The following is a 23,221-nucleotide window of genomic DNA, read 5'->3' on the forward strand; positions in this document are numbered from 1 at the left end:
GGGTATTTTATAATTTTTAGAGTGGAATTTAGATTGGATTGGGTGAGATATTAAAATATTATGGGGTGTAATTAAATTTGTGGGTTTTGGGGAGGTTAGAATAAAAATATATATTGTGGTTGATTTAATGAGAGCGCCCCACAATAGAGTGGGGGCTTTAATAGTATAACTTTTAATAGTAAGAGTTGTTACAATATAAAAAGCTAAATTTAAAATTTCTTTTTCTTAACCTCTTGCACAATTGCATTTGCAATCATATCAACTTCATTTGCTACTACATTGCTATTTTGTGCGATTTGTGTGTTTTGTCTAGTTAGACCATCGACATTTACGATAGCTTCGTTGATTTGGTTTATAGCTGTTGTTTGCTCGCTGATACTTTGGCTCATCTCATTTATGCTTTGGCTTAGGATATTTACATTTGCTTCGATTTCGCCTAGGGATTTTTGAGTTCTTTCAGCTAGTTTTCTGACCTCATCAGCCACCACGGCAAATCCCCTACCATGCTCTCCAGCACGAGCAGCTTCGATAGCTGCGTTTAGGGCTAATAAATTTGTTTGGTCTGCGATATCTCTAATTATTGTAATAATATTTTTGATATCTTCGCTTTGTTTGATAACTTCACTAGCTCTATCATTTATAGAGTTCATTGAGCTACTCATCTCTTCAACTGCTGCAGCGCTCTCTTGTAGGGATTCACTTTGAGATTTAGCACCTTCGTTTAGTGAAGTTACAAAGCCTTTTAGCTCATCTGCTTTATTTTGTAGGTTGTTTGCTTGTTCTAGATTTGCCCTTAACATTTTAGTAACTTCATCGCCTAGTAGATTGGTAACTATCTCGACTTCGCCTTTTGGGTTTTCTATTCTTACGGTGAAATCTAGCTGTTTGAATTTATCAAATACACTTTGGATGGCGTTGATATCGTTACCTACTTTTTGTTCTAAGACATCTAGCATTTTGTTTAGGACATTTTTAAGTTTTAATAGCTCTGGTGAAGCTGGGTTTAGAGTGATTCTAGCGGTTAGATTTCCGTTTTCTACTTCGCTAGCTTTTTTTAGAGACTCTTCAACGGCTTTTGAGTCTTTGTCTAAATTTGATTTTACGATTACGATATTATCGTTGATAGCCTTAGCCATTTGGCTGATTTCATCGTTATTGGTAATTACTGCTAGGCGAGCGTCGGCTCTTTTGTGGTTTAAGAAATCGAAGAAATCTGATAGTAAAGCTCTGATATTTTCTATTCTAGTAATTAGCATTTTTGTAGCGAAGAATAGGAAAAATCCACCGATTATAGCGACTATTATGCCTACAATTATTAAGCTATTTCTAGCTGATGAGATTTCAGCGAAAATCTCTCTAGTAGGAACTAGTGTAGCAAGACCCCAATTCTCATCCATATTATGCATATTTACTCTGGATAGGTTGAAGTGAGCGTGTTCTTGTATGCTTTTGCTCATAGCTGCTACTGTAGCGTAATCAATTTCTTTGTTATTTAAAACTGGTAGTAGTTGAGCTAGATTTGGATTTACTTGTTGAATGGTTAATCCTCTATTTTGTGGGTTAGGACTGGCTACCATTATACCTTTGTTTGAGACTAAGAAGCTTGTATCGCTTTTGTATAGTTTAATCTCTTTTAATCTATCTATAAAATATGTGTCTAAATCCAAATCAGCACCGATTATACCTATTGTTTTGCCTTTGTATTTCACAGGGAAAGTCATAGAAGCCATTGTTATGTTTTTACCCTCTATATGATCGCTAAAAGGCTCGGTTAATCTTGGTTTGCTAAGGCCATTTGCGTAATAATCTTTGCTTTTGAAGTTATCTTCGATACGCTCAAGTCTGTTGTGATAATTGACATATATGGCTAGATCGCCAGCTTGGGTATATCGTGGGTCGTTTGAATTTGGGTTTTTGGCGTATATGCTGTCATCTGTAGTGTAGAAAAATATCCCAGCGGCTATTTTTTGATCTTTTATGGCTTCGCTTAACATATTTGTTATGATATCAACAGGCATAGCTATACCGGAATTTAATGATGATTCCATAGCTGTTTTATAAGCATTTAAAGCATCGGAAATTTTGTTAAATTCAGCAGCGATGTAATTTGCTTGTGATAAAGAACCAGCTTCCATGAAGGCAGCAGAATTCGACTCGACTCTATTTATGGCTTGATATGTGGCGATACCAGCAACGGTAGCTACTATCAAGGCAGTAAATACAAAACCCGCAAAAGCAAGTTTAACTGATAGTTTCATATTTTTAAACATACTTATCCTTTGAAATTTTTTATTATATATTTTAGCTAATATTAGATTTATAATAACTTAAAATAGATAGATTAATTATTATAAGAAAATTATATATAAATATTTAAGCCAAATTTAAATTTGACTTAAATTATTTACAATCTAGCGTATAATTTGTAGTATGGTTTTTAAAGTGAGCAGGATATGGCATTGTAAAGCTAAAGCCTCTTTGATCACCGCTTGGAAGGTCTTTGAGTATTAAAAATTCACCTTTTTGCGAACCTTTTTGGCTATGATTACTACCAATATAAGTATCAAAAAATCCACGATTTTCAAAATTGCTAGCCTCTAATCCTTTTTCTGGAGTATTGATTAATTCAATATTGATTGTACATGAATTAATATAACCATAACCAACATTTTTAATAATACCACTATAACTAATAGTCTCATTGATTAAGGTGCGCCTACCCTCTAAATTGATAATCTCTGCAACTTTGGTATATTTATCAATTAGCATCATTGAAATCATAGCCAAACAACTCATAATAGCAACATTAACAATAAGTAGACTAATAGCTTGTTTAGTGCGGTGTTCTTTTAGGATTATTAAATAGGTAAATAAGCCAAACATCGATAAAATCAGTATCAATACTATTATATGAAATATATTAAAATAGCTCATTAAAAACACTCCGTTCTTAGTGTGGTGGTATAGTTTTGTGGGCGAAATTCTTTCATAACGAATTTGATTTCCCCAGTTTTGCCAGGTTCAATCTGCTCAGTTATAATTACCTCTGTATGAAATGGGTTAAATTTAAATTTTAAATTTTCAAATTTACTTTTTCCGATATTGTGAAAACTTAGCTTTATTCGGCACTTTTTAAATGGTTGTTTGGATTTATTGGTTATATTTACATCAGCTATCATAACATCAGAGTAAAATAACTGACGAAGTGGGGCAATATTTACATCTTTTGGGCGTGTTACATCATCAATAAATTTAAGTGAATAATTTATACCAGCACCTAGCCCTACAAAGCTAAGCAAAAATAAAATTATAGCAAAAAATGGACGCTTAAACATCATATAAATGGCTAAAATAAATAGCGCCAAAAATAGCAAAATTACCCACGAAACTGCGACATAATCATAAAATCCAAAGTTACTTACATAAAATTTAATGGTAGAAAATATACTATTTGTCACGGGCTTTCTTCTCTTCTATTCCGCTTATACCTTCACGGCGTTTTAGCTCTTCTAGTACTGCATTTGGATGAATATCATAATCAGCTAACGCAACAATCATATGAAATAACACATCAGCTGCCTCGTAAATAGCGTCATATTTTGGCTGGCCTGGTTTATGCTCACCAAAACTCTCTTTGTTCATATTTGCATATAACTTAAAGCGCTCTAAATCTTTAATCGCAAGAGCAAATTCACACGCTTCTTCAGATATTTTTTTAAGATAACTATCTGGAGATTTTGTATAAAGTTTAGCGATATATGAATTTGAACTTGAATTTAGCTTTCTATTAAGTGCAATATGATAAAGATGATCTAAGATATCATATTTTATCTCTTTATTTAAATTTGGCCTGCTGTTTTGTTCTAAATTTAAATGATTAAAAAAGCAAGATTTCTCTCCAGTATGACACGCTACACCACCTATTTGTTCTATTTTTAAAAGCAAAGCATCACTATCGCAATCAAGGCTAATGGATTTAACAATTTGAAAGTTACCGCTCTCTTCGCCCTTTTTCCAAATTCTAGATTTAGTGCGTGAGTAGTAGTGAGCTAGACCAGTACTTTTAGTAAGCTCAAAGGCTTCTTGATTCATATATGCAAGCATTAAGACCTCACTAGTAGTAGCCTCTTGGACTACTACTGGGAGCATACCATTAATCTTATTCCAATTTACACTCACGCTCATCTAAAAATCCTTAATTTTGTGTTGAAGTTTGTCTTTGTTTATCTTTGGTATCTACCCAGATATTTGGAACAGCTCCACCAGGAGTTAAGAAAATTTTCGCATCTTGATTGGTTTTTAAAGCTTCGTTAAACCCTTTTTGAGTCTCGATCTGTTTGAGTTCTAAAAGATTATTTGTCAAGCTTCTTGCGATTTGTGAATTTGAGTAGGCTTGCGCATCAGCTTCTATTTTTACAGCATCGGCTCTACCTTGGGCTTCGATTTTTACAGCTTCGGCTGTACCTTTAGCAAGAGCAGCTTTTTTAAGAGCTTCTTGATTTGCACGCTCAACTTCATATTTAGTTCTTTCAGCCTCTTGTTTTGCTATTTGAACTCTTTCAATCTGCTCTTTTACTTTTGGTGGTAGGATTATCTCTCTTAGCTGAACACTAGCTAATTCTACTGGCTGATTTGGTTGCTTATCTATATCTGAGCGAATTCCCATATCGATAGCTGCGGCGATATCGTTTCTGCGCTCTGGTAACTCTTCTGCTGTGTATTTACCTGTTACATTTCTTACAACATTTCTTACAACTGGGTCTATTATTTTATTTTCCCAGCTAAAACCCCACGCAGCAATGGTTTGCGGTGCATTTTGTGGATTTAGGCGATACTGAACAGTAATATCCATACTAACAGGAAGTCCACGAGAGTCTAAAACCGATATAGTATCTTTAGTTTCAATTCCGCTACCACGGAAATTTGTCTCATTTCTACCCTCTGTAGAGGTGTAATTAATCTGACGAACTTTAGTATCAACTATGCGTACCTCTTGAATAAAAGGTATAAAAAAATGAAATCCTGGTTGAAGCGGATTTGGGTCAAATTTACCAGCAGTAGATTTGATACCTACCTCACCTGAGTTAATAACCACAAATGGCTTAGCTACCACCAAGATAACAATTATAGCAATTAAAGCATATATAATACCACTAAATTTACCTAAACCTCCGCTCAAATTTGGTACATTTGGCTTTTTAAAATTAAAATTTGGCTTCCTCTCATCGTTATTTGAGTTGCCATTTTTTTTATTAAAATAGTCATTTAAATCTGCAGGCAATTCTTATCCTTTAATTAATATAAGTAAGTAGATGTTCATATTTTGGATTTTTACCCATTACTATATCAAAATACGCACCTTGAAGCTCATGCGATACTGGGCCTCTTTTGCCGCTACCAATTACTCTACTATCTATACTACTAATTGGCGTAACCTCTGCTGCTGTTCCAGTAAAAAATGCTTCATCAGCGTTATAAGCTTCATCTCTAGTAATTCTTTGGCGAAGTACTGTATAGCCTAAATCTTTTGCTATTTGAATCACATTTTTTTGAGTAATACTCTCTAAGCTAGTGTCATTTGGTGGAGTTATTATTACTCCATCTTTTACGATAAAGAAACACTCGCCGCTACCTTCAGCGATAAATCCTTGCGGATCAAGCAGCAAAGCCTCATCGCAGCCTGCTTCGTGTGCTTCGAAATTTGCCATTTGAGAGTTAAAGTAATTAGCGCTTGCTTTTGCCTTTGACATCATAGAAAATGGTGCCGGCTTCATCCAAGAGGCGATTTTGACTTTTATACCATTTTGAAGAGCTTCTTCGCCCATATATGCACCCCACTGCCACGCTGCAATAGCGACATTTACTGGGCATCCAATATGACTAACACCCATTTTACCATAGCCTAAAAATACAAGTGGACGAATATAGACATTATCTGTGTAGGTGTTGCTTTTTAATAGGTCAATGTGTGCTTGATTGATCTCTTCAGCGGTAAATGGAATTTTAATCCCACAAGCCTTAGCAGATTCAAATAGCCTTTTTGTATGTGCTTCAAGGCAAAGAATAGCTAAACCCTTTGGTGTCATATAAGCTCTAACGCCTTCAAATACAGCATTGCCGTAATGTAATGAGTGAGTTAAAACATGAGTTGTAGCCTCGTGCCATTTGACTAATTTGCCATCATACCATATATGTTCTGCTTCTGGTAGTGCCATTGTAACCTCTTTATAAAAAAATTTTAGGCAATATTTTATCTAAATTTAATTAATAAACCGATAAAAATGATAAATTTAGCCTTGCTTTTGCAAATTTAGCATAGTATAAATTTAAACAATTACTATAGCACAAGACATATAATAATATCTAAACTCAAAAGAATAAATTGACTAGCAAATTTATTCTATAAATCCGCTAGCTAAAACCCTTTGATTTTCATCATAAAATACAGCTAACTGACCACTAGCAACAGCTCCAGCATTGCTCTTTAGTTCTACAGTTGCTACTCCATTGCTTACACGAACAACACATAAAATAGGCTTTGAACGATATCTAATTTTTACATAAGATTCAAATTCGCTCAACTGAGTAAAATTATTAAAATTACGTGTTTTAAATTTATAGCACTCTAATTCATCTTTTTTACCTACAGTAATCTCATTAGCTCTAGCATTGATATTAGTTACATAATGAGGATCATGCGCACCATTGATTTTAAAGCCTTTGCGCTTGCCAATTGTATAATGCATATAGCCATCATGAGTACCGATAGCATCGCCATTTGAATTACGAACAATACCTGGAAGATTGGTATTATAGTGCTGCTTTAAAACATCAATATATGTAGTCTCAACAAAACAAATCTCACTACTTTCCTTTTGTGAGGCCAACGATGCAATCTGTGGTATTTGCGAAGCCTGGGCTTTTATATCGACTTTGAGCTTATCTCCGAGTGGAAAGATGATGTAAGGTAAAATTTGCGGGTCAAGATTGGCCAAGAAATAACTTTGATCTTTAGTCTCATCAATAGCAGATTTTATTAAGCCATTTTCTATTCTAGCATAATGACCAGTTGCGATTTTATCACAGCCTAGACTCTTAGCAAATTCCCAAAGTGCACCAAATTTAATCAAGCGATTACAGTGAGCGCATGGATTTGGCGTAATTCCATCCTTGTATGAATTAACAAATAGATCATAAACCTCTTTTTTAAAAGTCTCTTGCAGATCTAAAACATGAGTCTCTATCCCTAAAAACTCACATACTTTTTTGACATTCTCAATATTATGTCTATGGTAATCCTCTCTGCCGTGTAGCTTCATATAGCAACCTACTACACTATAACCCTGATCTTGTAAATATTTGGCACTCATTGAGCTATCTACACCACCGCTTAATGCTATTAATACTTTCAAAATAATCCTTTTATCGCTATTTTTTGATGATTATACAAAATATTTCTAAATATAATAAAACGAGATAGTAAAAATTTATATAATATATTTAAATAGTATATTATATAAATTTAGAATTAGTTTGAGTAAATCTAATCTTATACAAAACCTTAATAACTTTATCTTAAAAATACAAGTTTTTAAAACTCATTTAGCCAAATTTGTCTTGTATAATCTAAGTAAATTGACATTTAGCATACATAATATAGCAATAAGCTAGCACTGCTTGATATTTATGCTATAAAAGTAAAATATCCATAATCTCATCTATATTATCAGCACTATAATAGCTATTTTTATTAACCAAACCCAAATTCACAAGATTATCTAAAAAGTTAAAAAGTGGCGCCCAAAAATCTCTTTGAACAAAAATCACCTTATGATCTCTAAGCCTTGCCTGCGCCAATACAATAACCTCAAAAGCCTCATCAAGCGTTCCAAAACCACCAGGAAAAATAATAAAAGCAAAACTATCTTTTATTAAAGCGTTTTTTCGCTCGCTTAAACTATTTAATGTCTGCGATTTGGTGCAATAAGAATTGAGCTGTTGCTCATTTGGCAATATAACATTTATCCCTATACTATCCCCTCTAGCCTCAAATGCTCCACGGTTTGCTGCTTCCATAATGCCGCCACCTCCGCCAGTGATAACCCCATATCCAGTAGCTGCCAAAGCTTTTGCGATTTTATATGCTTTTTGGTAATGTTCACTGCTAGCATCTAATCTGGCTGAGCCAAAAATAGTTACATATTTCATGCATTAATTCCTAAATCTAGTCTCTTGCACCACAAAAGCTCTCCATCGCCAAAAATACTTCTATGTAAGATTTTAACCTTCATATCTAAATTTATATTATTAGCACTTTTGAATTCATTTGAGCGATAAATTAGAATCCAATCTACTCTAGAATCTAAATTTCTTAAGAAATTTTCACCACCTTCAATCATAACAAATCTCTTTTTAAAAGCTAAATCCAAAGAATTGCTAATTATAACTTCTCTATTTGGTATATTAAAAAGTGAAATTTTAGGATCAAAATTGGCATATGATGAATAAATCAAAATATCTGGTGATTTTTTACTAAATAATCTAGCATCTAATGTCGGTCTATCAATACGCACAGTAGCTCCACCAATTACCATTAAATCAACTAAAGAACGCAAATGATGTGTATGAGTACGACTGGCTAAATTTGATATTACTCCACCAGTTGCAACCCCATTTTGGCTAAGAGCAATCTTAAAAAATATAAAATTCCCACTTTGCCACCTTAAAAATGGCTCTAGTAGTTCATCGCACCTAGCCTTACACACATCAAGCTTTACCTCAACACCATTTTTAGCTAAAAACTCAGCCCCGCCTTTGGCATGTTCTCCATAATCTCTTGAGCCAATTACTACACGCCTTGCACCCATAGCAAGAATCAAACTCGCACAAGGTGGCGTCTTACCTTGATGAGCGCATGGCTCTAGCGTCACATAATAGGTGGAGTTTTTAAGCAAATTTCGGTGATTTTGGATTATGAGATTATATAGCTCATTTGGATTTTTAGCGGTGGCAAATATGGTTTTTAAACTGCTATCTTTGCTCTCTAAAGCCTCTTTTGTCGCATTTAATTCAGCGTGAGCCTCTCCAGCTTTTTGGTGAGCACAAATAGATAAAATCTTGCCATTTTCATCTAAAATCACAGCCCCAACTGCGGGATTAGGATAGGTCAAAAGCTGATAATCCCACGCTTTATTAATAGCTAAAGATAGATAAAACTCATCATTCATATTTACCACTGGATAAAGGTTTTAGCTTTTTTTATATTATTAAAATTTAAATTTATATTTTGTGTGCCATCATTGATTACAATATCATCACCATTTGCACTTACTATTGTGCCAACTATCTCACTTTTATCGCTTAATATAATCTTTGCCATCTCAGATATACTCTTAGCAAAATGTTCTGGTTTGCTTAGTTTTCGCTCAAGTCCTGGGCTAGAAACTTCTAAAACCCAATCCCCACTAACTGGCGGCATAACATCATAAATAGGCGATAAAAGCTTACTAACAACCTCGCAATCATCTAAGCTCACACCACCACTTTTAGTTATATAAACTCTATAAATTTGGCGGCCATTTTCGTTGGCTATCTCTGTATCATACAGAGCCACGCCACAATCATTTAATAACTTTTCTAACTCTTCTAAATTCACTTTTTACCCTTTTGTAACTCATCAGCAACCTTAGCAAATAGAGCATCCATATGATTTTGATACTTTAATCTATCATCAAAGATAAAATGAAAATTTGGAGCCCTATACCACCCCTCGGCTGCCATACAATGATTTTGGATATGGCGACTAATCTTTTTAAGATGAGATAATATATAGGCTTGTTCTTTCTCATCAAAATTCATCTTATCTAAATATACAAAGGCATCATATCTGCCTTTTTTACACTCAACATCAGTAACACAAAGCCCCTTTAAATACTCATCTTCAAGAGTGCTTAGGGCTTCTGGAATTAGCTCTTTTAATATGCTTTGGGTGCGAAGTCTTTTTAACTCAGCAGGGTTCATATCTCTGCCTTATTCTCTACTTCTTTATAACTCTCAATATAATCGCCCTCTCTCATATCATTATAGCCTTCAATTCCTACGCCACACTCATAACCTTTTGCTACCTCTTTGGCGTCATCTTTAAAGCGTTTAAGTGAGCTAATATTGCCTTCAAATACCACCACGCCATCACGAATAACACGAATTTTCGCACCCCTGCTAATAATACCTTCAGTCACCATACAGCCAGCGATTTGACCGACTTTTGGTACATTTATAACTTGTCTAATCACTGCTTGACCAAGATCCTCTTCAGTGATAACTGGGCTCATAAGGCCACTTAATAAAGCCTTAACATCATCTAAAAGATTGTAAATTACATTATAGGTTTTGATCTCGACAGCTTTTTCTTTGGCTTTTTCTTTGATATCACCAGTTGGTCTAATATTAAATCCTAATATCACGCAATTTTGACTAGCACTAGCTAGTGATATATCGCTTTGAGTGATACCGCCTACACCAGAGTGGATAATGCTAACTTTAATCTCATCATTTCTAAGCTTCTCAAGACTAGCTTTAATAGCCTCTAATGAGCCTTGGACATCGGCTTTGATTATTACAGGTAGGTTTTTCAACTCGCCTTCTGCGATTTTGGCGCTTAACTCATCTATTGTAACTTTTGTAGATTTGCTTAACTCTTTTTGGCGTAGATACTCATATTTTTTATGTGCGTATTCACGAGCCTCTTTATCGCTTTTTACGCTAATTAGCGTCTCGCCAGCTTCAGGTACTTCACTTAGACCTATTAATACTCCACACTCTCCTGGCTTAATAGCCTTTAAGCTTCGGCCCTTATCATCGCTTAAAGCCCTTACTTTACCATACGCCACACCCGCAACTATGGTATCACCTACTTTTAAAGTTCCATTTTCTACTATTATAGTAGCTACTGGGCCACGGCCTTTTTGTAATGAACTCTCTATAATTGTAGCTTTGGCCTCCCTATTTGGATTGGCTTTTAGCTCTAAAATTTCAGCTTGTAAAAGCACTATTTCTAATAAATCTTCTATCCCCATTCCCGTTTTTGCTGATACTGGGACAAACTCATAAGACCCGCCCCACTCTGTAGGCATGATATCAAGTTCTGCCAAACCAGTTTTTACTAAATCTGGATTAGCACTCTCTTTATCCATTTTATTTATAGCTATGATAATTGGCACGCCCGCTGCCTTAGCGTGAGATATCGCCTCTTTGGTTTGAGGTTTGACACCATCATCAGCAGCCACTACGATAATAACAATATCAGTAACACTAGCTCCCCTAGCTCTCATAGCAGTGAAGGCCTCATGCCCTGGCGTATCAATAAATGTGATATTTTTGCCATTTTTTTCTACCATATATGCGCCAACATGTTGAGTGATACCACCGGCTTCACCGCTTGCTACTCTAGAGTTTTGAATATAATCTAATAAGCTTGTCTTACCATGATCGACATGCCCCATTATCGTAACTACAGGCGCTCTAGGCTCGGAGTGTTGGTCATCTTCGCCCTCATAAGCTTTGACATAGTCAAATTCCTCTTGAGTATCTACAATATTAATCTCAATACCAAACTCAGCACCTAAAATTTCAATCTCATCTTCTTCTAAGAAGTCATTTTTGGTAGTCATCTTGCCAAGCATAAAAAGCTTACCAATAATCTCACTTGGGGATTTTTTGATTTTGTCAGCAAATTCATATACTCTAATCTCTTTTGGTATATCTACACTTACAACGCTCTCATTTTGATTATCTTTGACCACTTTTTTATGCTTTTTGCGGCTACTTCTTTGAATTCCGCCTTCAAAGTTAAATCCATTATTTTGCGCAGGTTTATAGATATTTAGAGGTTTTTTAGTAGTTTGAACCCTTTCAGTTTCAATCGGTTTTACTGTGAGGTCTGGTAGCACTACAACATCTTCATCATCGATTACAATATCGTCACCAAATTCACTAAGACCCATTAAATCAAGCTTTGATGAACTCTCTTTTTTAGTGGCTTGAAATTGTTTTTTATCTTTTTTCTTCTTTTTAAAACTCTCCTCACCACTACCAAACATAGATTCAAGTGCTTTATTATTTATCATTGTTGGACTACTAGATTTTTCTACTTTTGGCTGTTCGTCTTTTTTCTTTTTAACAATTACTAAGCCACGCCTTTTATTTATACTTGAATTTGCTAGACTCTCAGGTTTTGATTCATCTTTTTGGTTGGATTCTGGCTGCTGTTTTGACTCTACAGCTACTACTTTTACTGATTCAGGTGCTAGCTGAGTTTTGAGTGACTCATCTTTTATAGTTGGTTTTGACTCATCTTTTAGCGGCTGTTTAACTGCTGGCTTTTTAGCCGATTTAGCCTCTGGGATTATACCAGATTGGACATAATCATAAAGCTTTGCAGCATCTTCTGGACTTACAGCGCTTGAGACAGTAGTCACCGCAAAGCCTAGCTCTTTTGCCTTCTCTAAAATTTTTTTAGACGATGAGCCTAGCTCCTTTGCTATTTCGTGAATTCTAATCTTTGCCATTGACTATTATCTCCTTTAAATTTATACTATTTTTTCCAAATTTTGTAAGTGGTTTTCTTAGCTCTTTTGCATCTTTTTCTATGCAAATTTTACAAACATAAAACGATCTAGCATTGCATAAATTTAATACTATTTCACCATTTACTGATCGGAATTTATAAAGCTCATCTTGGTAAAATCTACTCTTGCAAACCACGCACATTCTAATAGGTTTATAAAATTTTCGCACTATTATATCTTAGTTTTCTTTATTTTTAGCTTTTTATATTAAATCCATCGTTGTCAATATCTAAAATTACAACTCTAAATTTACTAAACTCACTCTGCAAAGCCTGCGCTAAAGCTTGTGCTCTATCATCATAGGTTAAATTCAAAAAGCTTGATCCGCTTCCTGAGAGTGTACTCATTAAAGAACCATTAGCATATGCTACTTCTTTAACCCTAAAAAGCTCTGGTAAAGCACTCATTCTGCACTCTTCATGCATTTTATCAATACTTGCAAGACGTAAATTATCATAATCTTTTTTAATAAAACAGCTACTTAAGTAAGCAGCATGACTAAGATTGCTTACGCACTCGCTCATTGTATAGTTTGCCGGAAGTTTGCCACGGCTTTGCTTGGTATTCATCGGCTCATCTGGAATAACAACCACAGCTTTTAAATTTGAATCAATATCTGTTCTTTGAGTAAAAACTGAATCGCCACTAACAATATTTACTGTAAATCCACCCCAAACGGCTGGCGAAATATTATCAGGATGATTTTCATACTGTAAAGCTTTATTCAAAATTACGCTACGCTCAACCTTAAATCCTGCAATATAATAAGCAGCCGCAATAGCCCCAACTATAACCGAACTAGAGCTTCCTAATCCTCTTGAAAAGGGAATATTGTTTACAAAGTTAAATTTATAATTTAAACTCTTACCATTTAAGCTGGCAATAGTTTCATTAAAAATATTTACAAATGTATTATTTTTTTTCAAAGCAATTTTATCGCTTCCTTCACCTATAATATTAATAGAGCTAATCTTTTGTTCAGTGATGCTAACCTCATTATAAAGCTTTAAAGCTAGACCCAAAGAGTCAAATCCAGGTCCCAAATTCGCACTTGTTGCTGGTGTAAATATTGTCATTATAATCTCCTAAACTGCATCTATAACATAATTTGGCAATGCATCAGCTATCAACTCCAAACCATCTAAACTTATTGGCAACTCAAATTCATACGGTTCAACTCTTTGTAGACTAATAGCCCCATTTTTTAGCACAAAACTCATATTTTTATTGGCTCTAATTGGCTTAGCCCCATTTAAAGCAAATCCATCAACTCCATAAAACTCCAACCCACGAGCCACGCAAAAAGTACAAAGTGTCAAATAAGCAACCTTTAGCCCCATAAAGCTTCCTGGCCCATTAGCATAAATAATTTTACTAATCTCAAATTTAGCACTTAGCAAACCCAAAATCTCTCCTAAGGATTCGCTTGCTTTTTCATCGCTCTTAATCTGCTCAATTAAATTTCCACCTAAATATACACCCACAAGCAAAGGTGAACTAAGGCAAATTACTAATATATCAACCTTTTTTATGCAAATGCCTTTTCATACTCTTTTTGTGTTGCTTCACTTAGAGTTATAATATCATAATTTTTCTCATCGCTTAATAGTGCTACAGTTAATTTATGATTTAAATCATGACTTCCAGCAAAAGCTTCATAATCTCCAATCATAGGTGCTCCAAGTAAGCTTATATCGCCAATTGCGTCTAAAATTTTATGACGGACAAATTCATTTTCAAATCTTAACCCCTCAGGATTTAATATTTTACCACCATCTATTACTACAGCATTATCTAAGCTTCCGCCCAGTGCTAAGCCCATTGAATTTAGTTTTTGTACATCTTTTAAAAATCCAAAAGTCCTAGCCCTTGCTATTTGGTTTATAAAATTTTCTTTACTAAATTCAAAAGTATAACTTTGTAAGCCAATTACTGGATTTTCAAATTTAATTGTATAGTTAAATTTTGGATTGGTTGATGGAGTTAATTTGACATATTTATCGCCCTCTCTTACCTCTACTTCTCGTTTAACTACTATTACTTTTTTATCAGCTTCTAGCTCGACTATACCAGCCTCATCAAGCATCATACAAAAACTAATAGCACTTCCATCCATCACTGGTACTTCATTTGCATCTAAAATAACTCTGATATTATCAATTCCATAGCTATTTATCGCACTCATTAGGTGTTCGATAGTTGATACTGTAGCCTTTTCATTGCCAATTACTGTAGCCATCTGAGTATTTAATACACTACTTGGCTCAGCTTTAAAACTTGTAGCCATATCACTTCTATAAAATACTACTCCACTATCAGCTTCTAAAGGCTCTAAAATCAGCTTAATTGGCTCACCTTTGTGAAGACCAATTCCGACTCCTTCTACTCGTTTTCCTATAGTTCTTTGTTTCACAATATTCCTTAAAATTTTGCAAATTATAATCCTAAAAGGATTAAAAAATCTTAAAATTTCAGCCTTTTATAGCTTTTTTGGCTGAATTTAAAATATCATAGATATTATCTTTCATCCATTTTCTATCCATCCACTCCTCAGGCCTAACCTCAACGCCTTGAATTAACACCCCAAAGTGCAAATGATCGCCAAGCGCTAATCCGCTAGTGCCAGTTTTACCAATTATATGCTTAACTCCAATATGCTCACCAGGTTTAACCAAAGTACCATTACAATGCCCATAAAGTGTATAAAGTCCAAATCCATGATATAAAATAATATTCTCACCATAAATTCCATTTAAATCATTATATGCCACAAAAGCTGCATTTTGCGTATCAATTGATGCCATAGCTGTACTAGCAAGATCTAGCCCCATATGCCAGCTTTGACTTACATCTTCTCCATTATAGGTATAAAATCTATGATCTCCAAAACTTGCTACTGCTGCACCATTTCTAAGCGGATAGAATGGTTCAATATAAAAGCTATCTATAATCTCCTCTGGCACTGCTGAAGTTATCTTATGAATCATATCTTCGTTTGAATCCCTTAGAGTTTCATTTACAAATTTAAACTTTGCAAGTCTATCAAGCTCTGGATAATTTTGAGCATATTGGTTGGCTAGCTCATCAATTTTACCATCTAAAAATCTATCACTCAAAGCAATTCTAGACTCTTTATATTTACGATCTTGCAAATAGTAGCCAATACTTGAGAAACTCTTATTACCGGCTTTATCTACAGCCACAATTCTAGCTTTAAAATTTGGGCTTTGTAAATCCCATGCGAGCAAAGAAGCCCAGTAACCATCTTTTACAAATTTAGTTGGTTTAAAAATTCGATCTCCGTTTTGGATATAAACACTTTGTAAATTCTCATCAACTGCTTTAAAAACTACAACAGCTGAGCCACCTTTAGTAATTTTATATGATTGGTTTATGAGTTGAATTTGAGGATTTTTACTATCAATTATCAAATTTACCTTTTTACTAGCTACATTTCCACCTAAAAAACTAGAATCCTTTGCTTCTATTAATAGCTCATATGCACGATTTTTATCTAAAATTAGACTTTTTGGAAATTTTAAATTTATCTGTGCTTGATTTTGTGGTTCATTAAATTTTTCATCCATTATAATATGAGCGCTTTGTCCATCTACTAATGTAACTTTAAATGATTGTAGTGTACCATTATCACTAATATTTAGATCAATTGGAGTCTTTTGATTCCAGTAAATTTCACTATTTATAGATATTTTTGGTGTTTCTGAATCCATTGAATTTGAGTTTAATACTCCAACAACACCAAAAATAAGTCCGATAAAAATCAATGCAAATATAAAAGTTTTAACCTTTGAACCTCTCACAACTATCCTTTACTAAATTTAAATCGCAAAATTCTATCTAAATAAATTCAATAAATAGTATTAAAGTATCTCTCTTAAAGAGCGTGCGGTCTCCATCCACTCTTTTAACTCATCCCACTTCTCGTTTTTTATCATATTTTCGCAAATTTCAAGTTCATTTTTAAATGATGTAATTGCTTCTAAAAGATTATCTTTATTTTGTTTAAAAATATCACTCCACATTTGCGGATTAGACTTTGCTATTCTTGCCATTCCACTAAAGCTACCAGCTGCTAAAAGTAAAATATTTCGTTTATCTTCCTCTTTTAAGGTCGAATTTACCAAACTATAGCTAATTACATGTGGCAAATGTGAGATAATTCCTACATGATGGTCGTGACTTTTTGAATCCATAAATACAATCTTCATCCCAGCATGACTTAAAATCTCAACAACTCTTTTAATATGAAATTCTCCAGCGTTTTTATCATCACAAATTACTACTACAGCGCCATTTAACAAAGTTTTAAAAGCAGCCTTTGGTCCTGAATTTTCTGTTCCAGCCATAGGATGAGCTGCAACAAAATTGCTCCTAATTTCAGTTGGGCATGAGCGTAAAATCTGCTCCTTTGTTGAACCAAGATCAACAATTGTAGTATTGCTTGGGATATCTTTTAAGTTTTGCATAACCTTAATAATGGCTTCAACTGGAATTGCTAAAAATATCATATCACAGCTTTTTTTCATCTCTTCAAAGCTTATAATATCATCAACAAGCCCTAAATTTAGTGCATCATTTTCATTATTTTTATCTAAATCATATCCACTAACCTTGGCAATAAGCTTCATATCTTTTAGTGCCAAACCTAAAGACCCGCCAATAAGCCCAAGTCCAATAATCCCTACATGCATAGTGTTTCCTTAGAAATTTTTAGCGTGCGATTATATCAAATTTAGTCCAAAAGGCTACTTAATCAAAAGTTAAAAATATTTATGATACCATTTTACCCATTTTATTTTTAGGTAATTTTATGAAAAAAGCAGTACTTTCAAGCTTTATTGTAGCAGCCGCTTTGGAGGCTACTCAGATTCAGAGTATTACATTTAACGGTCTTTTACATCTCTCTAATGAGAGTGCAACTGATATTAGCGGGCTAAAAGTTGGTAGTAATTTTAGTGATGAGATCGCTAATCGTGCTATTATAAATTTATACAAACAAGGGTATTTTGAAAATATTACTATCGAAGAAAATGCAGGCAATATAATAGTAAATTTGGTCGAAAAGCCAGTAATTGCTAAAATTGATATTAATGGTGTTGTTACAAATGATCAAAAATCCATTGAACAAATAATAGATATCAAAAAAGGTCAAATGTATGATGAGTTTGCACTAAATAATACCAAAATTAGAATTCGTCAATTCTATGAAGCTAGAGGTTATTTTGATACTGTTGTAACTACCGATATTGTACCAATAAATGAGAATAAAAACTCACTTCATATAACTCTAACAGTAAATAGAGGTGAAAATATCATAATCGAAAATGTAAATTTAGTAGGAGCTAAAGCATTAGATTATTCAGATATCGAACCAGCCGTAGCAAATAAAAGTAGAGAATTTATGGGATGGATGTGGGGATTAAATGATGGCAAAGCTAAAATTTATGAACTCCCAGGTGATAGTGCCAAAATTCAAGATGAATATCTAAAAAAAGGCTACTTAGACGCTAGCGTCTCAGCACCAAATTTAAACGCTCATTTTGATAATTACAAAGCTGATTTGACCTATTATATCAGTGAGGGTGAAATTTATAAAGCTAATCAAATTAGTATTAAAGCGCCTGAGTTTTTAGAACTTGATACAACTGAAATAATTGATGATTTTAAGCTGCAAAAAGGTGATATATTAAACTCATCATGGATGAAATTAGACATTAGCACTCTAGAAAATATAGTAGCAAATAAGGGCTTTGCTTATGTAAAAGTTCATCCAAATATTACAAAAAATAGCGATTATACTGCTGATATAGTCTATGAGGTAATTCCTAAAGAAAAGGTATATATAAGAGATGTGATCATAAGCGGAAATGATCGTACGGCTGATCGGATTATTAGGCGTGAGCTATATTTAACAGAAGGGAATTTATATAATAAAACCGATCTTATAGACTCTAAAAATGCATTAAAAAGAAGTGGGTATTTTGAAGATGTCCAGATAATCGAAAAACGTGTAGATAAAGACCAAATCGACTTAGAAATAGCCGTAAAAGAAACCTCAACTGGTAGTATTGTAGGCGGTATAGGCTATGGAAGTAGCGATGGATTGCTATTAAATGCCGGAGTAAGCGACTCAAATGTATTTGGCTCTGGATATAAAGGTAGCATTATGGTTGATAAAAGCGATGATACATTAAGTGGGAATATAAATTTAACCAATCCACGTGTAAATGACTCAGCTTATAGTCTTGGTGGGGGGCTGTTTGCTAATGATTATAGCTGGGATGAGTATGATGAGCAAAACTATGGAGCTAATATTATAGGAGGAAGACAGTTAGGCAGATATATAAACGCATATTTAAGCTACCAAATTGAGCGTAGCGAGATAGAGGGGTTAGATGCATTTTATAGAGATGCTGGATATCAAAATGGCGTAAATATCAAAAGCGCATTAACTCCTAGTATATCATTTAACAATACCGATGATTACTATGTTCCACGAAGTGGTATCATTGCATCAACCAGCCTAGAGTATGCTGGCCTTGGAGGCGATATGGAGTTTATCAAAAACCGAACTACATTTAATATTTATCAAGGTTTACAAGACTATATAGATATGGATTTAATTTTACGATATAAATCTGGATTTGGATATATTTATAATGATGATAGCTCAAAATTGCCTATTAATGAAAAGCTATTTTTAGGTGGAATTAACTCAATTAGAGGTTATGATAGCAGATCAGTTACACCAAAGAAAAAAATCTGCAATCCTAAAAATAGCAATGGCACTGTAATAAATGGCTGTGAAATTATTGAAACTGGCGGTAAAATCAGCTTCAATAACTCATTTGAACTAAGCTTTCCAATCATTAATCGCCTTAAAATGCGTGGAGTGATTTTCTATGATTATGGTATGATTGGTCATAGTGATATTAATGAGATTAAGCGTTCTAGTGCTGGAGCTGGTATTGAGTGGATTACACCAATTGGCCCACTTCAACTATTCTACGCTCAAGCTCTAGATGATAAAAAAGGCGATGACACAAGCAGCTTTGAATTTACAATTGGTAGAAGATTTTAAGGTATTTAGTTGAATTTGACACCTGTCAAATTCAACCTACTCAAACGAAATCACAAAAATCTCAGGCTTTATTAGTTTTCTTATCTCATTTTTTAACATAAAAAAATTCTTTGCACCTTTAATATATAAAGTATTTGAACTAAATTCAAAACTAATATTTGGACTAAGGCTCAATACTCCAGCAAGTCCAAGAATAAAGCTAAGCCATCTAACTACATCAATACTAGGAAGCAATTTTTCAAATTCACCAAGACTATTTATAGCCTTACCCTGATACTCAATCATAGCAGCGATTAACGCCTTTTGCTGATGCGTGTAGCCGTAATTTAGAGCATTTTTCACAATATATCCACTATGAGAATTCTCCAAATAAAAACCAACACTTCTACCGATATTATAGAGTTTAGAAGCGATTATAAGCTCATTTAGATAGCTTGGATTAAGCTTGTGAAGTGGTGCTAAAATCTCAAATAGAGTCTTTACATGCTTTGTAGTAATACTATTATCACGCTTAGCAAATCTATCTTGAAGGCTCCTAAGACTTGGATTAAAGCCTTTTGGAAAGGCTATTTTATACTTTTGTGGCATTTGGATTAGCTCTTTGGATTTTAAATTTGGCCTTAGAAGATTAGCCAAAAATACCCCCTCTCTAATCCCAACACCGCTAGTATAAACCATCCTAGCTTTTAAATTTTTAGCCGCAGCACTAAATATCATCGCACCCTGTCTAATAGTATCAAAGCGATCTTTTTTAATGGCTATATTTTTTAAATCAAATTCCTTATCTGTAGCAATTTTACTAATTAAATTCAGATAATTTTTATACTCATAAGTAAAATTATGCACTAATCTAATTGGATGATTTTGCAACTGCATAATCGCACCCGATATCGCCCTTAAACTCCCACCTATTGCTATTATATTTTCATTTATAAAGTGCGATGGAATTTGAGCAATTATCTCTTGAGTAAATTTAATTGCTCCATCTATATCTCCCTTATCAAAAAATAGCTCTTTTAATCTAACTGTACCAATATCAAGCGAAATGATATCTACGATTTTTCCATCTTTGATTTTAGCCAGCTCAGTCGAGCCTCCTCCAATGTCAATCGTAGTAGCCTCATTTAGAGGGCTAAGTAGATTTAGTGCTGCAAGCCCTCCATAAAAAGCCTCCATATCTCCACTTATCACTCGCAAATTTAATCCTAGCTCTCTTTTTACCATATTAATAAAGATATTCGAATTTGGTGCGTCACGCAAAGCTGAAGTACCGGTACATAAAACCTTACTAACCTTATAAATTCTCAAAAAATGCTTAAATTCACTAAATGCATGTAAAACATTATCCATTGCTTGAGGCTGCAATACTCCACCACGCTCATAAGCGCCCTCTCCAAGACGTACCTTTACCTTATACTCACGAAGAATAAAAAACCCAAGCCTACTAGTTCGTTCAAATATCGCCATTCTAGCCGAATTTGATCCAAGATCAATAACTGCAACTCTTTTTGACATTAAATCTCTTTTAAATTTATTTTTTATATTTACTATTTCGTATAGGTAGCGTTAGCGTCGCTATCGTTCCACTTCTATCTATGCGATTACGCAGTTCAATCCTTCCGCCAAGTGCTTGCGCTGCTCCCTTAGCTAAAAACAATCCAAGTCCAGCCCCGCTGCTATTTCCATAGCGCTTAAATGGAGCAAAAAGATCCTTGCTCTCATCAATTCCAATCCCTTCATCAATCACACGAACGATAAATTCACCGTTTGCGAGTGTAGAATTTATCTCAATTGTGGCACCTTTTGGAGAAAATTTAATTGCATTTTGGACAAAATTTTGCAATACATGTAAAAATAGAGTTGGCTGGATCATAATCTTAAGACTATGAGGGCGCAAATTTATTCTAATATTTTTATCATCACCTTTTGCAAGAATTAAGAAATTATTACCAATCTCATTTATATAAGCAATCATATCAGTCATCACTGGCTGTTCAAACTGTGCGCCTTCTTGTCTACCAATCTCCAAAATTGAGCTAATCATTTTATTCATCTGATTTATAGCTTCATTATTGTTTTTTAATGTATCAATATATTTTTGAGTATCACGCTCTTTAATAAGGGTAACTTCGTTTTTAGTTTTCATTACTGCCAGTGGTGTTTTTAGCTCATGCGCAGCTCCAATAAAAAGCTCCTTTTGATACTGTACAAAGGTCAAAATCCTACCAATTAATCTATTTACTCCATCACCCAAAGGCTTAAATTCTACCGGCAATTCATCTGTCTCAACTTCTTGAAGAAATCTCTCATTTAACTGCCCAAGCTTTAGACAAAACGAACGAAGAGGCGCTAGCAACATTCTAGATAGAAATAGCGCATAAAATAAAATTAAAAATATTGCTGTGGAATTAATGATTAAAATATCAACTAAAATTTGATCTACTATTAAACTATATTCGCTAGTATTTTTAGTTAATACTAAAAGACGGTTTTGATATGGATAATATAGCGTTAAATATGTAGCATTAATATCTTTAGTTGAGACAAATTCAGGCCGAGTGAGATTATCGTCATTTAAGACTATTTTAATTAGATCAAAATTACTATTTTTATACTCAAGACTCTCATTCTCATTCATTGAAGAGATATTCTTAGCCTCCAAAGTTAGACCTTGGACTATATTTTCAAAGATTGTAATCTTAATATAGTGGTATAACATCACCGAAAATATAACAATTAGCATCGTAGAAGCCGATGCTAATTGTAAGGCAAATTTAGCCCTTAAGCTTTTTTGGGGAAGCAAAATCTATATCCACGGCGTCTTACTGTTTCAATTGTGGAAATATTAAGTGGTTTATCCATTTTTTGGCGAATTTGATTAATAGCAACTTCAATTACATTTGGCGTAACTAGCTCAGGCTCCTCCCAGATAGCATCTAAAAGTTGTTCTTTGCTTACAATCTGGTCGCTATGGCGTGCTAGATGAGTTAAAACCTCAAATGGCTTACCTTTTAATTCAATTTCTGTGCCTTGATATGTAATCTTTTCTTCATCTGGATCAATTGTTAAATCATCAATTTTAATCACATTTGTACCACCAAAGCGAAGTCTAGCCTCAAGTCTAGCAACTAAAATATCAAAATCAAATGGCTTTTTAATATAATCATCAGCACCAGCTCTAAAAGCTTTTATTTCACTTTCTTTATCATCTTTTGCTGAAATAATCACTACAGATGTGCGTGGAGATTTTTGTTTGATAACATTAATTAAATCAATTCCATCACCATCTGGAAGCATAAGATCACTAAGCACAAGATCATAATTGCGAATACCAATAAAATATTCTGCATCATTAAAATTTTCAGAATTATCTGTTTGGTAGCCAAACTCTTGCAAACCTTCGGCTATAGTTTTGCCTAGCGTAGTCTCATCCTCTACTATCAAAATTCTCATTAGCTTTTCCTTAAAAGTAAAAAATTTAATGCGAGATTAT

General features: G+C 34.0%; 21 protein-coding genes and 2 pseudogenes. 1 reads left to right on the top strand and 22 read right to left on the bottom strand.

What is annotated here, in order from left to right:
- Positions 1 to 209 precede the first annotated feature (209 nt).
- The 19 genes and pseudogenes from CIGNP103_RS08445 to CIGNP103_RS02765 form a co-directional block, all read right to left on the bottom strand.
- Positions 210 to 1,223, bottom strand: a pseudogene (locus tag CIGNP103_RS08445) (methyl-accepting chemotaxis protein); the annotation flags it as partial.
- A gap of 441 nt (positions 1,224 to 1,664) precedes the next feature.
- Positions 1,665 to 2,270: pseudogene (locus CIGNP103_RS08450) on the bottom strand (cache domain-containing protein); the annotation flags it as partial.
- A 130-nt stretch (positions 2,271 to 2,400) separates the two neighbouring features.
- Positions 2,401 to 2,934 carry a DUF2393 family protein gene (locus tag CIGNP103_RS02685; RefSeq protein WP_086228270.1) on the bottom strand — a complete coding sequence of 178 codons (534 nt, stop codon included), beginning with the start codon at positions 2,932 to 2,934 and terminating at the stop codon, positions 2,401 to 2,403.
- On the bottom strand, positions 2,934 to 3,458 hold the full coding sequence (locus tag CIGNP103_RS02690) for a DUF2393 family protein (protein ID WP_086241511.1): 525 nt from the start codon (positions 3,456 to 3,458) through the stop codon (positions 2,934 to 2,936). The genes CIGNP103_RS02685 and CIGNP103_RS02690 overlap by 1 nt, the downstream gene beginning before the upstream one ends.
- Positions 3,448 to 4,185 carry a bifunctional phosphoribosyl-AMP cyclohydrolase/phosphoribosyl-ATP diphosphatase HisIE gene (hisIE, locus tag CIGNP103_RS02695; protein ID WP_086241510.1) on the bottom strand — a complete coding sequence of 246 codons (738 nt, stop codon included), beginning with the start codon at positions 4,183 to 4,185 and terminating at the stop codon, positions 3,448 to 3,450. The genes CIGNP103_RS02690 and hisIE overlap by 11 nt, the downstream gene beginning before the upstream one ends.
- A 10-nt stretch (positions 4,186 to 4,195) precedes the next feature.
- The gene (locus tag CIGNP103_RS02700; protein ID WP_086241509.1) at positions 4,196 to 5,281 is read right to left on the bottom strand and encodes an SPFH domain-containing protein; all 1,086 of its coding nucleotides are present in this window, start codon (positions 5,279 to 5,281) and stop codon (positions 4,196 to 4,198) included.
- A gap of 10 nt (positions 5,282 to 5,291) precedes the next feature.
- Positions 5,292 to 6,215, bottom strand: coding sequence for a branched-chain amino acid transaminase (locus CIGNP103_RS02705; protein ID WP_086229433.1), 924 nt, complete (start codon positions 6,213 to 6,215; stop codon positions 5,292 to 5,294).
- A 180-nt stretch (positions 6,216 to 6,395) separates the two neighbouring features.
- On the bottom strand, positions 6,396 to 7,412 hold the full coding sequence (gene mnmA / locus CIGNP103_RS02710) for a tRNA 2-thiouridine(34) synthase MnmA (RefSeq protein WP_086234926.1): 1,017 nt from the start codon (positions 7,410 to 7,412) through the stop codon (positions 6,396 to 6,398).
- Positions 7,413 to 7,689: 277 nt separating this feature from the next.
- Positions 7,690 to 8,208 carry a TIGR00730 family Rossman fold protein gene (locus CIGNP103_RS02715; RefSeq protein ID WP_086235729.1) on the bottom strand — a complete coding sequence of 173 codons (519 nt, stop codon included), beginning with the start codon at positions 8,206 to 8,208 and terminating at the stop codon, positions 7,690 to 7,692.
- Positions 8,205 to 9,227 (bottom strand): bifunctional diaminohydroxyphosphoribosylaminopyrimidine deaminase/5-amino-6-(5-phosphoribosylamino)uracil reductase RibD, encoded by a 1,023-nt coding sequence (gene ribD / locus CIGNP103_RS02720; RefSeq protein WP_086268538.1) that lies wholly within the window; start codon positions 9,225 to 9,227, stop codon positions 8,205 to 8,207. The genes CIGNP103_RS02715 and ribD overlap by 4 nt, the downstream gene beginning before the upstream one ends.
- A 2-nt stretch (positions 9,228 to 9,229) precedes the next feature.
- Positions 9,230 to 9,655 carry a ribosome maturation factor RimP gene (gene rimP, locus CIGNP103_RS02725; RefSeq protein ID WP_086241506.1) on the bottom strand — a complete coding sequence of 142 codons (426 nt, stop codon included), beginning with the start codon at positions 9,653 to 9,655 and terminating at the stop codon, positions 9,230 to 9,232.
- Positions 9,652 to 10,020 carry a 30S ribosome-binding factor RbfA gene (gene rbfA, locus CIGNP103_RS02730; protein ID WP_086225370.1) on the bottom strand — a complete coding sequence of 123 codons (369 nt, stop codon included), beginning with the start codon at positions 10,018 to 10,020 and terminating at the stop codon, positions 9,652 to 9,654. Before rbfA ends, rimP begins: the two co-directional genes overlap by 4 nt.
- Positions 10,017 to 12,566 carry a translation initiation factor IF-2 gene (gene infB, locus CIGNP103_RS02735; RefSeq protein ID WP_086268539.1) on the bottom strand — a complete coding sequence of 850 codons (2,550 nt, stop codon included), beginning with the start codon at positions 12,564 to 12,566 and terminating at the stop codon, positions 10,017 to 10,019. Before infB ends, rbfA begins: the two co-directional genes overlap by 4 nt.
- On the bottom strand, positions 12,553 to 12,795 hold the full coding sequence (locus CIGNP103_RS02740; RefSeq protein ID WP_086241504.1) for a DUF448 domain-containing protein: 243 nt from the start codon (positions 12,793 to 12,795) through the stop codon (positions 12,553 to 12,555). Before CIGNP103_RS02740 ends, infB begins: the two co-directional genes overlap by 14 nt.
- Positions 12,796 to 12,820: 25 nt before the next feature.
- Entirely contained in the window at positions 12,821 to 13,702 is an 882-nt protein-coding gene (thrB, locus tag CIGNP103_RS02745; protein ID WP_086240926.1) for a homoserine kinase, read from the bottom strand.
- Positions 13,703 to 13,711: 9 nt separating this feature from the next.
- The gene (locus CIGNP103_RS02750) at positions 13,712 to 14,110 is read right to left on the bottom strand and encodes a glycoprotease (RefSeq protein ID WP_236844772.1); all 399 of its coding nucleotides are present in this window, start codon (positions 14,108 to 14,110) and stop codon (positions 13,712 to 13,714) included.
- 44 nt (positions 14,111 to 14,154) lie between these two features.
- On the bottom strand, positions 14,155 to 15,039 hold the full coding sequence (gene lpxC / locus CIGNP103_RS02755; protein WP_086241503.1) for a UDP-3-O-acyl-N-acetylglucosamine deacetylase: 885 nt from the start codon (positions 15,037 to 15,039) through the stop codon (positions 14,155 to 14,157).
- 58 nt (positions 15,040 to 15,097) lie between these two features.
- Positions 15,098 to 16,447, bottom strand: coding sequence for a M23 family metallopeptidase (locus tag CIGNP103_RS02760; RefSeq protein ID WP_236847411.1), 1,350 nt, complete (start codon positions 16,445 to 16,447; stop codon positions 15,098 to 15,100).
- Positions 16,448 to 16,507: 60 nt separating this feature from the next.
- Positions 16,508 to 17,338, bottom strand: a complete 831-nt coding sequence (locus CIGNP103_RS02765; RefSeq protein ID WP_086268540.1) for a prephenate dehydrogenase — start codon at positions 17,336 to 17,338, stop codon at positions 16,508 to 16,510.
- Positions 17,339 to 17,457: 119 nt separating this feature from the next.
- On the opposite strand from CIGNP103_RS02765, the gene bamA reads away from it, so the two are divergent.
- Positions 17,458 to 19,728, top strand: a complete 2,271-nt coding sequence (bamA, locus tag CIGNP103_RS02770) for an outer membrane protein assembly factor BamA (protein ID WP_086268541.1) — start codon at positions 17,458 to 17,460, stop codon at positions 19,726 to 19,728.
- A 36-nt stretch (positions 19,729 to 19,764) separates the two neighbouring features.
- Here bamA and CIGNP103_RS02775 read toward each other — a convergent pair whose 3' ends face one another.
- From CIGNP103_RS02775 to hsrA, 3 genes are read right to left on the bottom strand one after another with little or no spacing between them, the layout of a single operon-like run.
- The gene (locus CIGNP103_RS02775; RefSeq protein WP_086268542.1) at positions 19,765 to 21,243 is read right to left on the bottom strand and encodes a Ppx/GppA phosphatase family protein; all 1,479 of its coding nucleotides are present in this window, start codon (positions 21,241 to 21,243) and stop codon (positions 19,765 to 19,767) included.
- A 16-nt stretch (positions 21,244 to 21,259) separates the two neighbouring features.
- The gene (locus CIGNP103_RS02780) at positions 21,260 to 22,471 is read right to left on the bottom strand and encodes a sensor histidine kinase (RefSeq protein ID WP_180381788.1); all 1,212 of its coding nucleotides are present in this window, start codon (positions 22,469 to 22,471) and stop codon (positions 21,260 to 21,262) included.
- Positions 22,472 to 22,509: 38 nt separating this feature from the next.
- Positions 22,510 to 23,181, bottom strand: coding sequence for a homeostatic response regulator transcription factor HsrA (gene hsrA, locus CIGNP103_RS02785; RefSeq protein ID WP_086225363.1), 672 nt, complete (start codon positions 23,179 to 23,181; stop codon positions 22,510 to 22,512).
- Between the last annotated feature and the right edge of the window lie 40 nt (positions 23,182 to 23,221).

The sequence above is a fragment of the Campylobacter sp. P0103 genome (assembly GCF_002139545.1).
Taxonomy (GTDB): domain Bacteria; phylum Campylobacterota; class Campylobacteria; order Campylobacterales; family Campylobacteraceae; genus Campylobacter; species Campylobacter devanensis.